The organism is Candidatus Poribacteria bacterium (genome assembly GCA_009839745.1).
Lineage (GTDB): Bacteria > Poribacteria > WGA-4E > WGA-4E > WGA-3G > WGA-3G.
Window position 1 is genome coordinate 36,703 of record VXPE01000131.1, and the last position, 12,663, is coordinate 49,365.

Here is a 12,663-nt window from a genome sequence, read left to right on the forward strand (position 1 = left end):
ACCAAGGCGGTGGAACTCAAACCCGATTTTGCCGAGGCATATCACAATCGGGGCAACATTTACCAAGAAAAAGGTGATTTTGATAACGCCATAAATGACTATAACATTGTAATAAAACTACAACCCGATTATGCTGATGCCTATTACAATCGGGGTAGTGCTCACGCAAAAAAAGTCGATTTTAATAATGCCATCAATGACCTTACCAAGGCGGTGGAACTCAAACCCGATTTTGCCGAGGCATATCACAATCGGGGCATTGCTTACCAAGAAAAAGGTGATTTTGACAATGCCATAAATGACTATAACGCTGCTATAAGACTCAACCCGGATGATGCAAACATCTATTACACCCGCGGCAATGCTTATGAAGAAAAAGGCGACCTTGATAATGCCATAAATGACTACTATAACGCTGCGATAAAACTCAACCCGGATGATGCCGAGGCATATCACAATCGGGGCCTTACTTACGCCCACAAAAGTGATTTTGATAGTGCTATAAATGACTTTACTAAGGCCATACAACTTAACCCTGATTATGCTGATGCCTATTACAATCGGGGCCTTGTTTCCTTCAACAAAAGTGATTTTGACAATGCTATAAATGATTATAACACCGCTATGCAACTCAAACCCAATGAGGCCGTCTATAACAATCGGGGCATCGCTTACGCCCACAAAGGTGATTTTGATAGTGGTATAAATGACCTTACCAAGGCGATAAAACTACAACCCGATTTTGCCGAGGCATATCACAATCGGGGCAATGCTTACCAAGAAAAAGGTGATTTTGACAATGCCATAAATGACTATAACATTGCGATAAAACTACAACCCGATTTGGTCCCAGCCTATTACAATCGCAGCAATGTTTATAAATGTAAAGGCGACTTTGATAACGCCATCAGAGACTATACCAAAGTGATAGAACTCCGTCCCGATGATGCCATAGCCCATTGCAATCGTGGTGAAGGATGGCTACACTTAAAAGAGTGGACAAAAGCTAGAGTTGACCTGGATACTGCCAAAGCTCTGGGGGCAGATATCGTCGCTTCATTCCATAATGAGTACGAAAACGTTGAAGACTTCGAACAGAAAATAGGTATTCAATTACCTGCAGACATCGCTGCCCTACTAACTTTGCCATAGATTTGAACATGAATTCACCCATTGAGATTGTTGATTTAGAAACCTACATCGGTTACATAGGCAATATTGCGACATCGGAAAAGAGTCATCTCTATCGTGGGCAAGAAGATGCCGAATGGCAAGTGAAAAGCAGTGCGCTCCGCCGCCTGGAATTGGAGGAGGAATACACAGCCGCTGATGATGAGTTTCCTTATGTGTATTTAGAGTATCTTTTAAAGATTATCTATGAGGTCAAACTCAATTATCCGTCTACGTACAGAAACTTGTTCCCGTTGGAATGTCTGGCACATTTGCAACATAACGGTGTTGCTACCGGTCTCATCGATTTTACCTTCAATCCGCTTGTGGCTCTTTGGTTTGCTTGCACACATCAAGAGGCAAACATAAACGGCAAGGTGATTGTTCTGGAAAACGATCGTGAAATAATTGAGCAGATAGAAACACCAGAGAAACTTGAAAGTGACTTGGAAACATTTTTTAGTGTTGATGAAGCGAAATGGCACCTTTGGTCCCCTGCGTTGGACAGCCAATTCGTTGATACCCAACGTATGACTCGGCAACATTCCGTATTTCTGTTCGGTTCGCCTGAAGTAGCAAGTGAGATGGTTGCCACCGAAATCGTAATCCCTTCTGATCACAAAAGACGATTGAGAGCAGAATTAGCGACAGTGGGTATCTCGGAACAAACCCTATTTGCGGATCTGATCGGCTTTTTTGACAGGAACACGGCTCAGCAGCCTTATGATTCTTTTTTAAGTGAACCTAACACCGGGGGAAATCTACCATGAAAGACCGGTTACTGAAAGGCGAAGAAAATCTATACCTCGACTATATGATGCGGGGCAGCGTTAGATTGGCAAAAGGATTCTACGACCCAGCCATTCAAGACTTCAACGAGGCCCTTAAACTAAAACCTGATCTTTTGGATGCTTATCACATTCGAGGCATTGCTTATCGAAAGAAAGGCGAAGTTGATAAAGCTATCGAGGACTTTAACACGACAATAGACCGCAAGCCTGATTTAGCCGGAGCCTATTATAACCGAGGGCTCGCTTACTCTCATAAGTCACAGATCGAAAAGGCTCTGGCGGACTATAACACCTCAATAGACCTTAACCCGACGCTTTCTCGTGCCTATTACCAACGGGGCATCGTTTACTACGATAGCGGTGAAGTCGATAAAGCCATTGAAGACTATAGCACTGCCATTAAACATAACTACAATTTTGCTGATGCCTATAACAAAAGAGGGCTTGCTCATCGCGATAAAGGCGAGGCGTATCAGGCAATCAAAGACTTTAGTAAGGCGATAGAGTTCAGACCCAATTTTGCTGAGGGGTATCACAATCGTGGTGAAACTTACGCCATCAAAGAAGACTATGACTTTGCTATTGATGACTATAATCGGGCGATAAGCCGTAAACCTGATTTCGCTGAAGTCTACTACAGCCGTGGGCAAATTTACTTTAGGCAAAACGATTTTGACACCGCGATTCAAGACTTTCACGAGGCAATACGCCTGAAGCCTGACTTTACTGACCCTTATCAAGCACTCGGCAACGTTTATGCAGTCAGAGGCGAGCATTCCGAAGCGATTGAAAACTACACTAAAGCCATAGCACTGGAACCGGGAGATGCAGGTGCTTATGCGAGTCGCGGCAACACTTACTGCTGGCAGGACAACTTTGAACTTGCTATTAAAGACTATGCCAAAGCTGTTGATTTGGAACCCAGTCATGGTGCATCGTATGTCGGACTTGGTAACGTTTTAGACCAACAAGGCGATCTGGAGCGTGCCATCCAATACTACAATAGAGCTGTTGAACTGGAACCCGACCATCCCCTTGCTCACTTCAACCGAGCTGGGACTTACAATAAAAAAGGCGAAGCAGATAAAGCGATTGCCGACTATACCAAAGTCATAAAACTGCAACCGTTGATTAAGGAGGCACATTACTTTTTAGCGGAGGTTTACATGCAGGTTGGCAATTGGTCAGAAGTCAAATTAAATTTGATGCTTGCCAGAACCCTCGGCGTGGATATCATTCATTTGTTTCATAAGAAATACGGAAGTGTTGCAAACTTTGAACAGACAATAGGTATGCAAGTGCCTACAGACATCGCCTCGTTGCTGGCAGGACAGTAGAGCCAAAATGCATCTTTTCCAAACTGCTGATACCGACAGTTCCAAATCCTGGGAGGGAAAGAAAATAAACAAACCAAGAGTTTTCGCAGACTTCCACAACGCAGATGCAAAAGGAAGGGTGCGGTTGAATTGCGCGGGGACGGAGGCGGATATCAAACGTCAAAAAATCGTGCTGCAAGATGGGCAATCTCTGATTATCTACAGCGAAGAGTTGGAGGTTGAGGGGGTTGTTCACTACTCCGAAAAAGAAAAGTTGTGGACAGCCGTGATTGATTGGAATGCTATTCGAGAAGTGGAGCCTGTTGGTTCTGGAATACCCCCCCATCCGTAACATAGTATGTTAAGCGTGTTGTAGACCTATCGCGCCTCTGGTCCGGGAGGGTAAAAAACCGATAATGATTCAGAACAATCAAAAACTTGAAGCAACGTTAGATCGTATCAACCGTTTTCAAAAACAGGTCGAAAAACTCCGAGAGGTTGAAACCAATCCACACAATTATAAGTTATCCGCAGGTGGATTTCTTGCTGAAATTGACAGGATGCATCTTGAAGTAAGGGCATATCTCGCAATTCAGAGGTGCAATGGCGTAGATGTTTGAATCGCGGATTGACGCGGATTACGCAGATTTCACGGATTTTCATCTGCCTTACGGACAACCATTTTTAGTTCAGACAGTCGCATGGATGCAGGATACTGGAAAAATGAACAATCGCCTGAAACATAAGGAGATAACGCAGAAAATCATCGGAGCCGCTTTTGAAGTCCACAAGTTTTTAGGGAATGGTTTCCAAGAGGTAATTTATCAGCGCGCCTTGGCGGTTGAGATGAGAAAAGCCGGACTGGAGTTTGCTCGTGAGATCAAGCAGGATATTTTCTATAAAGATTTTCCGAAGCCTATCGGGACGCGCAGAGCGGATTTTGTGGTCGCAGGAAAGGTGCTGGTAGAATTAAAGGCTATTACGGTGTTAGAAGACGTGCATGAGGCACAACTTTTAAATTATTTGAAAGCGTATCGTCTCGAAGTCGGTTTATTAATCAATTTTGGTGAGAAAAGTTTAAAATACAAAAGACGGATTCTTTCACAACCCACCCGCAGGATACACAATTGAAACCTCTTTTGTCAAATAGATGTCAGATGTGCCAAGACAAAAATCCGCGAAATCCGTGTCATCCGCGATAATCCGCGATTCAGACGAATATTGCAAAAGACTGAGTGCAATCACATACCGCTCCGCAGGACTTACGCGATTTTGACTGTAGGGTGTGCTGTGAGATGGAGATCCCTGAAAAACATATTATGCTACAAAAGCGCAACATGCGTAAGTGCTACTTAAGTAAAGTGGTCGCGATCCAGAGATATATCTTACATATTGATAAACGCGTGTAGGCGTGGAGGAGGAAAAGTGATGCTACAACCGATGTCAGCACACAAAGTTGAGAATACACAATTTCAGCGCGCCACAATTATTGATTCCGTCTTTGAGGAACCCTACACCGCACACCTAAAAAAAGAAGCAGTTGGATGGCGCGGATGGATACCTCAGCTTCCTGAAGTCGAATGCACAGCGAAAACCAAAAAAGAACTTTTGAACACGCTTGCAATCAGACTCCGTGAAGCACTTCAGGCACGTGAGGACGCTTGGGATAAACAGCTTGAATCGGATATAGAAGCGGGAAAATTGGAGCATCTACGAGAGGACGCGCGCCGCGCAAAAACGGCTGGAAAACTCATTGATCTATAAAACCACGCCCGAGTTCTGGGAGTATTATCGTAGACTCCCACGGGACATTCAAAGACGCGTTGATAAACAATTTCAACTTCTAAAGCAGAATCCAAACCATCCGTCACTCATGTTTAAAAAAACGCGACGGTCAAATTATTGGTCCGCAAGAGTTAACGACGACTATCGCGCAATCGCAATTCAAGACGGACAGGTTTTCACGTGGGTTTGGATCGGAAAGCACGGCGAATACGACCGCCGAATTTAAAGTAAGAAATCTGTAAATCCGCGATTCAGACAGTTACCCCCGCGCAAATACCCAGACATCATAGGACTGTCCACTGTATGTGAATTGGTCTTTGAACCGACCTTCACAGGTAAATCCGGCGGTTTCCAAAATCTCTGCCTTCTTCTCAGCATCGCTATCCACATAACACTGAACCTTCACATCAGGGAACGCTACCGAAGAGAGCAACGCGGGAACATCGGCTGCGAAATTGGGATGAAAGAAGAGGTCCAACACAGCAGTCGCTGGGTGCCAGCGTGAATCACGACTGAGAGTTGCCCACCCGACAATCGCACCACCTGAAGAAATTAACAACTTCGCATCAGCGTAGGTGTCCTCGGTCTCCAAATCGTGTTTGAAACCCAGAAACCCGCCTTCAAGATTCGTGGGACCGTAAACTGCCCACTTCAGACTTCGGAGCGTGTCCCATCCAACAATGCCCGATAACGCCGTGACTTTGGGCCAATCGTGCCATTCTACGGACTTTGGCACCGCAGCGGCAGGTGCGAAATAGCGTTCCTCAAAGTCGTCATTGACATGATACTTCATGAAACCGGATTCTGGAAATACGCTTTCAAATCCGAAACTGTGATAGATATAATACGGATGACTATTGTAACCCGTGCCGAGATAGAGTGCCTTGCCTGACCGTTGTCGGAAATCCTCCATCTGATACGCCATCACGCCCTTTGCTGCACCCTTCCTACGCTGTTTCGGGAGCGTAAAAACGTGCCCTAAAATACCGACCCCTTCATACTCGACTGTCATGATATTGGTAATCACAGCGCCGTCAAGTTTACCGACATAGAAACGGGTTTCTAACGCATCAAGCACTTCTGTAACACACCGTTCAATATGCCACTTATAGTTCCCCGGTTTATGTCCAAGGAATTGTTTCACCTCTTCGGCATGGGGCGCGTCAGGAGCGGTAACCACACCGACTTCCATCCGTTCGCCTGTTTTCAGTAATACGTCTCCGAGTTTATCGTACATAACCACCTCTATGAGAGTCATCTCAGGAAATAAAATTGCACTACACGCAAAAATATGGTATACTTAAAATCGCTTGATGTCAAGCCTGAATACTTATATCATAAAGCATTAATACACGTGCGCTGTAGAGGCGCGTGCCAAGTTAAAATGGAGGGACTATGGAGACAGAACAGACACTGGTTCTCATCAAACCGGACGGTGTTCAACGAGGGCTTATCGGTGAAGTGATTGCCCGTTATGAACACAAAGGACTCAAAATCGTTGGAATGAAATTGTTGCAGCTCCCGCGCGAAACAGCAGAGAAACTCTATGCTGTCCACCAGGGCAAGTCTTTTTACAATGTACTTATCGAATTCATGACTTCAGCCCCTATTGTTGCCTTAGCGATTGAAGGGCGCGACGCAATAGAATTGGTGCGCATCCTTAACGGGGAAACCGACCCAAAGAAATCGCAACCCGGAAGTATCCGAGGCGATTTTTCAATCAATATCACGCATAACGTTGTGCACGCATCCGACTCTCCGAGGAGTGCTGAGCGTGAATTAGATATCGTGTTTGCACCCGATGAACGCTACAAATATCACCGAATAGATGAAGATATCCTGCATCCTTCGGCATCGTAGCCTACACCGACCAGATACGTTTTACGAAATCAGGTTTTTGTGGCAATTTCGTGTTATATAGGTTATTATAATTGAAAGTATAAGAACGAATTTCAATCCTGCAGCCGTGCGTTTCAAGCGCGCTCGGTAAACATAAGAAGGAAATAACTATGAAAAAAGTATTATTAACACTCGGTGTGGTATGTTTCAGCCTTATGGCTGTTGATATGAGCACTGCTGAGATTGACTTCGATACCGCCGTCGGTATTTGGCTGTTCGATGAAGGCAAAGGCGGGGTCGCTAAAGACACATCCGGTGAAGGAAACGATGGCGAAGTCGTCAAAGTCCCATGGGTGGATGGTAAATTCGGCAAAGCCCTCGATTTTGATGGAAAATCCGGCTGTGTCAAGACGGGCGCGAAACTTCTTGAGGCGCTCGAAGAATTCACGATCCTTTGCTGGATACAAAGCACGGACGATCCCCCCGCTCGGACGGGACTCGTCGGACAAAACAACGCACCTGAGTTCGGCTTTATTACCACGAATGAGCTGAGCCTCTGGACCCCCTCGGCTGGCTTGACGAATAATCCGTGGAAACACAAACACGGTGATGGTGAATGGCATCACGTCGGGTGTGTCGCTACGCAGGATTACGTCCATACTTATATCGACGGTGAATACGTCGAGCAGAAGGGGAAGTGGGCGAATCACGGCGCGGCTCCCTTTGACGTTAACATCGGTGGATGCGGGGTCTGGGATCCAGGCGGAAACTTCTTCCCTGGTCTAATGGACGAAGTCATGATTTTCCACTCAGCGTTGGAACAAGAAGATATCCAAGAATTAATGGACAAAGGCTATGTAAATTATTTGGCTGTTGATCCGGAAGGCAAACTCGGGACAACTTGGGGAAATATAAAATCGACCCATCATATCAAGTAATAATCACATCCTTTTCTAACAATTATAGCGGCGCGTGGCGGGAAATCCACGCGCCGCTATGAGCCCTCCAATCTACGAACTGACCCCTTACGACACCCACCTCCGCATTTTCTCTTGCAACTTTATACCGTATAGGTTACCATAACTGTAACTTAAAAGTGAATTTCAACAGTGTAGTTGTGCATTTCAAGCACGCACACACTAAATATTGGGAGGAAGTAAAGATGAAGAAAGTGTTATTAACCCTCAGCGCGGTGTGTTTCAGCCTTATTGCTGTTCAGGTTAGCACCGCCGAGATTGACCTCGAAACAGCGGTCGGTATATGGCTATTCGATGAAGGCAAAGGGGGAGTCGCGACCGACCTCTCTGCCGCAGGAAATGATGGCGAACTCGTCAAATCTCCTGCATGGGTAGACGGTAAATTCGGCAAGGCACTCGAATTTGATGGGAAAGCGAGTTGTGTCTCAACCGAACAGAAACTTCTTGATAACCTTGAAGAATTTACGATTCTCACGTGGGTCAAAACCAACGAGGCTCCGGCAAACCGAACGGGACTCGTCGGGCAGAACGACTCTCCAGAGTTCGGTTTTATTGATGCCAATACTATCAACCTCTGGACACCCACGGCGGGTGGAACACCTAATCCGTGGAAACACAAACACGGTGATGGTAAATGGCACCACGTCGGGTGTGTCGCTACGACTGAATACGTCCACGTTTATATTGATGGTGAGTATGTCGAGAAAAAGGGCGGCTGGGCAAATCATGGCACATCTGCCTTTAACGTCAATATCGGTGGCTGCGGGGTCTGGGATCCAGCCGGAAATTTCTTCCCAGGTGCCATGGACGAAGTTGCTATTTTCCACTCTGCGCTGGAACAGGAAGATGTTCAGGTGCTGATGGAAGGATTTCAGACATACTTGGCTGTTGATCCGGCAGGCAAGCTTGGTACAACCTGGGGGCATATTAAAGCAACGCATCATTTCAGGCAATAGTCTCCCCTTTTTTCAACGCTCGTAGACGCACTGGGGTATCATAAATTCCCCAGTACGTCTATGAGTAACCTTTTTCTTTCGTGGTATCCGTTTTCTCTTTCTTTTTCTCTCTAAAACATAGCCTGCAACAACGGCGCAGGCGGATCTATCTCAACCCTGTCTATATTCCCAGACCTGCGTATTTCTCCGCAAGGAAAAATTAAAATAATTCATGAAGTTCCCTGAGCTTGTCTAACGCAACCTTATTCCCCGGTTCTAATTCTAAAACCCGTTCAAAGGTCCCAATCGCCTCTGGAATATTCCCAAGTTCCTGATAAGCAACACCCAAGGCCCCATAGGCGCGAACGTGCCTCGCCTCAATTGCGATAACCTTTTTAAACAGGGAGACGGCTTCGAGATACTCCTCCTTCATCAGAGAAATTAAGCCGAGTCTGTAAATGACTTGAACGTCCGTTGCGTCGTATCTGATGACCAGTTTGTAGTGTGGCTCGGCGGCTGTATAACGTCGTTGTTTCCAGTAGGCACCCGCAAGATCGCGATGCACAGACAGTTGAGATGGCATGCCCTTTTCCCAATTTAAAGAAGTAAGTGCCGCCTGATAGTGCCGAATCGCCTCTCCAAACTGCCCTGTGTTCTCATACACCGTTGCAAGATTCGCATGGACATTTGAGAAAAAAGTGTCGTAATCCGAAGGATTCAGCCGTCCGTGAGATTCGCCATCTGTTTTATTCTTTTTAAACTGAAGTGCCGTTCGGCAGGCACGGATCGCTGCAGCCGTCTGTCCGGTTTCATAATAGAGCTGTCCCATATAGTTATAAGCCTGCGCTTTCAAGTAGGCTATCTCGTCGGCACTTCTCTCCTTCTGAACCTCTATATCCGTGTCGAGTAGCGATACGAGGTGTTCTAATGCTGCTAAGGCTTCCGCGTGCCGGGACGCATAGAGGAGTGATACGCCATAGTCGAACCAGACCTTTATATCTTTCTGTGCGTCTGAGATAAGCGTCTCAAATTCAGCGACCGCTTTCCGGTAATTGCCCTCCGACATATAACGTCTGCCGCGTTCCGCATATAGCGGAGCAGTGACACCCGCTTTAAGCACGTCCCACCATAGCGGATCTATCAACTCACCGTATTGACTGGGGTTCCGGGCTGCCTGCGCGTGCTGTTTCGCTGTTTGGGTATCTCCCAGTGCAATAGCGACCTGTGCCATGAGTGCGTGCGCTTCACTTTGCCCTGGATTCAAGCGGAGTGCCTTCTCTAAATGCGTTCGAGCGAGTTCCAACTGCTGTTTTGCAAGTGCGATTTCTCCGAGCCAGAGCTCAGAGAATGGATTGTTCGGTTGGAGATGTTGTGCGAGTTCCAAATGTTGCTGTGCTTCATCGAACCTCCCCAAAATACGGAGCGCAGAAGCGAGATAGAGATGTGCGGGGGCAGATGTTGAATCCAAGGTAAGCGCACGGGTGAGGTGTTTCACAGCCGCCTCGGGTTGACGCTGTTTCGTCAGACGTCCGAGCAGGTAGAGCCACTTGAATTCATTGGGCGCGAGTCTGGTTGCTTGACGATAACACGGTATCGCTGGCATCTCCCACCCGTGGCTGAGGTAGACATGCCCGAGGTGTCCCCATACCTCCGCAGTATTCGGAGACTTCCGAACCGCTTTTTGAGCGTTTTCAATCGCCGCTATCAGCGGTTTTTCCTCAACCAAGTCAAGATCCGCGGGTTCGGGAATAGTCGTCAGTACGGATTTTTTTTCAAAAAATCCTTTCAGTTGTCGGTTGTCAGTAACCAGAAGTTTCTCATCTGTGACGACTCTCTTTAACTGACTGCTAATTTCACCAACCGCAAAAATAGGGGCACCGACCAGTATGAAAAGAAAAAAGATAAGCGTTTTAAGGAAACTTATCCCCTGTCTAATTGGATACTTTAATGGTATTATAACGGAAACGCAGCCTGTAACGAAGTGGAAGGCGGATTTACGTCGAAAAACGCCATTAGCAAAAAATATCTGACCGAACCGCAAGGAATAATTAAAAAACAGTTTCTTCAAAAAGATACCCCCTTTCCTTGATAAACCACCACACGCTGATTGATACTCGCGCCGGGAAACCTTTCACGACTGCCATCTTGCCAGTGGACCTCAATGGTCTGAATTGCATCGATCTCCCCTAACCCGAAATGCACGCTCGGTTCACTGCTGCTGAGATAACTCGTCCCCGAGAGCACGTATCCCGTCAATACACGTGAGGGTGTTTGGAGCGTTACGTGCGCGCCAAGGGCATCGCGATTCTGGGTGATTGCCTGCACGGAAAGATAGTGGTGTTGTGGCGGCGGGGCATCGTTTCGGAAAAAGCGGAGTCGATTGTCGAGACCGCTCACTACCATATCGATATCGCCATCTCTATCAATATCGCCGAAAGCCATTCCGCGGCTGACTTCAATCCGTCTCGTGAAATCAGGCGCCCGTGAACTCACATCGGTGAATGAGTGTTTTTGCTTGGGTGTTTTCTCTCCGCCTACAGGCGTTGTCTGAGAATTTTGGAAGAGAAGGTTCGGTTCAGCGTAGAAGTCCCAGAATTCACCCGTGTTTGCACTCTCAAGGACAGGACCCCGCTTCACCCGACCGTTGACGAGTGCGATGTCCAGATCGGCATCATTGTCGAAGTCCACGAAACCGCACCCAAATCCTGTAAAAGGTAAATCCCGTCCGGCGAATCCCGCCATCTCCGTCATATCAACGAATACAGAGAAGGTAGAAGTCGTATAAAATGTATTTGTTTCACCCGACAAGTGTGTTAGGAATAGGTCGGGACGCGTATCACCGTTGACATCCCCGACGGCGATACCCATGCTTCCTTCAGGTTGACCATAAGCGTTGAACGCTAGACCGTGCAGTATGGCTTCTTCAGTAAAGGTGCCGTCCTTCTGATTCACCCAGAGCTGGTTGGCTTCGCCGTCGTTGGCGACATAAAAATCCGCCCAACCATCGCCTGTCAGATCAAGACATACAACACCGAGCCCTCTACCGGGCATCGCGGCGATTCCCGTCTGTTCGGATACATCTGTAAATGTGCCGTCGCCATTGTTTCGGAATAACCGATCCGCGGCGGGTTCAAAAACCTGTGGATTGCAGTAATCCGGGGCACCATGTTTTCCACGACAGACCGTCTCTGGATCGAACTGAACGTAGTTGGCGACATAGAGATCGAGGTGCCCGTCCCTGTCATAATCGCCAAAGGTCGCAGATGTTCCCCACGCATCATTTGAGAGTCCTGCTTCCTGTAAAGCAAACGTCCCATCACCGTTGTTACGGTGGAAGACATCAGCCCCGTAGTTCGTCACATAGACATCCTTATCCCCATCATTGTCCACATCACCGATTGCGACCCCCTGTCCGTAGCCTTCATGTCCGATACCAGCAGTTTCCGTAACGTCAACAAACGTTCCATCGCTTTGTTGTCGAAAAAGTCGGTTCGGCGCGGGAGTATCCTCTTCCGCAGCGGGTGGAAATCGGACATGTAGAACATCCAGCACGCCATCGTTATCGTAATCAAACAGTGCAACCCCACTCCCGATGACTTCCGGTAGGGCGTAAGTCCCTGCCTGCCAAGGGGTTTCTGCCTGTGTGAAACCGAGTGCAGCGGTCACTTCTGTAAAAAAGGGTTTATCCGTTTCCGCTTGTGCTGTCCATAAACAGAGTGTGATGAGGATGAGTGTTATAGCGTATGGCTTCGTAAACATAGCCATGACAAACTCCGTTATCTATCCGCAAGGTTTTTAATGTATGGGTTTCATACCGATTCGCTGCACTTACGCTCTGTTCTTTTGTGTT

The 12,663-nt window shown here is 47.1% G+C and carries 13 protein-coding genes and 2 pseudogenes (1 of these 15 only partly in view); 12 read left to right on the forward strand and 3 right to left on the reverse strand.

The features are described 5' to 3' along the window. The 9 genes and pseudogenes from F4X88_20450 to F4X88_20490 form a co-directional block, all read left to right on the forward strand. Positions 1 to 94: pseudogene (locus F4X88_20450) on the forward strand (tetratricopeptide repeat protein); it begins 401 nt to the left of the window's first position. Further along, complete coding sequence (locus F4X88_20455) at positions 10 to 1,152, forward strand: tetratricopeptide repeat protein (protein MYA58653.1); 1,143 nt, start codon at positions 10 to 12, stop codon at positions 1,150 to 1,152. The pseudogene F4X88_20450 and the gene F4X88_20455 overlap by 85 nt, the downstream one beginning before the upstream one ends. A gap of 8 nt (positions 1,153 to 1,160) precedes the next feature. Further along, positions 1,161 to 1,940, forward strand: coding sequence for an FRG domain-containing protein (locus F4X88_20460; GenBank protein ID MYA58654.1), 780 nt, complete (start codon positions 1,161 to 1,163; stop codon positions 1,938 to 1,940). Continuing rightward, positions 1,937 to 3,298 (forward strand): tetratricopeptide repeat protein, encoded by a 1,362-nt coding sequence (locus tag F4X88_20465; protein MYA58655.1) that lies wholly within the window; start codon positions 1,937 to 1,939, stop codon positions 3,296 to 3,298. The genes F4X88_20460 and F4X88_20465 overlap by 4 nt, the downstream gene beginning before the upstream one ends. Before the next feature lie 64 nt (positions 3,299 to 3,362). Beyond that, positions 3,363 to 3,629, forward strand: coding sequence for a hypothetical protein (locus F4X88_20470; GenBank protein ID MYA58656.1), 267 nt, complete (start codon positions 3,363 to 3,365; stop codon positions 3,627 to 3,629). Between the two features lie 64 nt (positions 3,630 to 3,693). After that, the gene (locus F4X88_20475) at positions 3,694 to 3,897 is read left to right on the forward strand and encodes a hypothetical protein (protein ID MYA58657.1); all 204 of its coding nucleotides are present in this window, start codon (positions 3,694 to 3,696) and stop codon (positions 3,895 to 3,897) included. Between the two features lie 103 nt (positions 3,898 to 4,000). Further along, complete coding sequence (locus F4X88_20480; protein ID MYA58658.1) at positions 4,001 to 4,408, forward strand: GxxExxY protein; 408 nt, start codon at positions 4,001 to 4,003, stop codon at positions 4,406 to 4,408. Positions 4,409 to 4,765: 357 nt separating this feature from the next. Next, positions 4,766 to 4,939 (forward strand): annotated as a pseudogene (locus F4X88_20485) (type II toxin-antitoxin system HicB family antitoxin). Between the two features lie 91 nt (positions 4,940 to 5,030). Then, complete coding sequence (locus F4X88_20490; protein MYA58659.1) at positions 5,031 to 5,288, forward strand: hypothetical protein; 258 nt, start codon at positions 5,031 to 5,033, stop codon at positions 5,286 to 5,288. Between the two features lie 33 nt (positions 5,289 to 5,321). On the opposite strand, the gene F4X88_20495 is transcribed toward F4X88_20490, so the two are convergent. Next, positions 5,322 to 6,320 (reverse strand): GNAT family N-acetyltransferase, encoded by a 999-nt coding sequence (locus F4X88_20495; GenBank protein ID MYA58660.1) that lies wholly within the window; start codon positions 6,318 to 6,320, stop codon positions 5,322 to 5,324. A 137-nt stretch (positions 6,321 to 6,457) separates the two neighbouring features. Between F4X88_20495 and F4X88_20500 the strand changes: the two genes are divergently transcribed. The 3 genes from F4X88_20500 (at position 6,458) to F4X88_20510 (ending at position 8,834) form a co-directional block, all read left to right on the forward strand. Then, positions 6,458 to 6,922 carry a nucleoside-diphosphate kinase gene (locus F4X88_20500; protein MYA58661.1) on the forward strand — a complete coding sequence of 155 codons (465 nt, stop codon included), beginning with the start codon at positions 6,458 to 6,460 and terminating at the stop codon, positions 6,920 to 6,922. A 149-nt stretch (positions 6,923 to 7,071) separates the two neighbouring features. Further along, complete coding sequence (locus F4X88_20505) at positions 7,072 to 7,839, forward strand: LamG domain-containing protein (protein MYA58662.1); 768 nt, start codon at positions 7,072 to 7,074, stop codon at positions 7,837 to 7,839. Between the two features lie 224 nt (positions 7,840 to 8,063). Further along, positions 8,064 to 8,834, forward strand: coding sequence for a LamG domain-containing protein (locus tag F4X88_20510; protein ID MYA58663.1), 771 nt, complete (start codon positions 8,064 to 8,066; stop codon positions 8,832 to 8,834). A 199-nt stretch (positions 8,835 to 9,033) separates the two neighbouring features. On the opposite strand, the gene F4X88_20515 is transcribed toward F4X88_20510, so the two are convergent. Beyond that, a complete protein-coding gene (locus F4X88_20515) occupies positions 9,034 to 10,881 on the reverse strand; it encodes a tetratricopeptide repeat protein (protein MYA58664.1) in 1,848 nt (615 codons plus the stop codon). Continuing rightward, positions 10,878 to 12,578, reverse strand: coding sequence for a CRTAC1 family protein (locus F4X88_20520; GenBank protein MYA58665.1), 1,701 nt, complete (start codon positions 12,576 to 12,578; stop codon positions 10,878 to 10,880). The genes F4X88_20515 and F4X88_20520 overlap by 4 nt, the downstream gene beginning before the upstream one ends. Between the last annotated feature and the right edge of the window lie 85 nt (positions 12,579 to 12,663).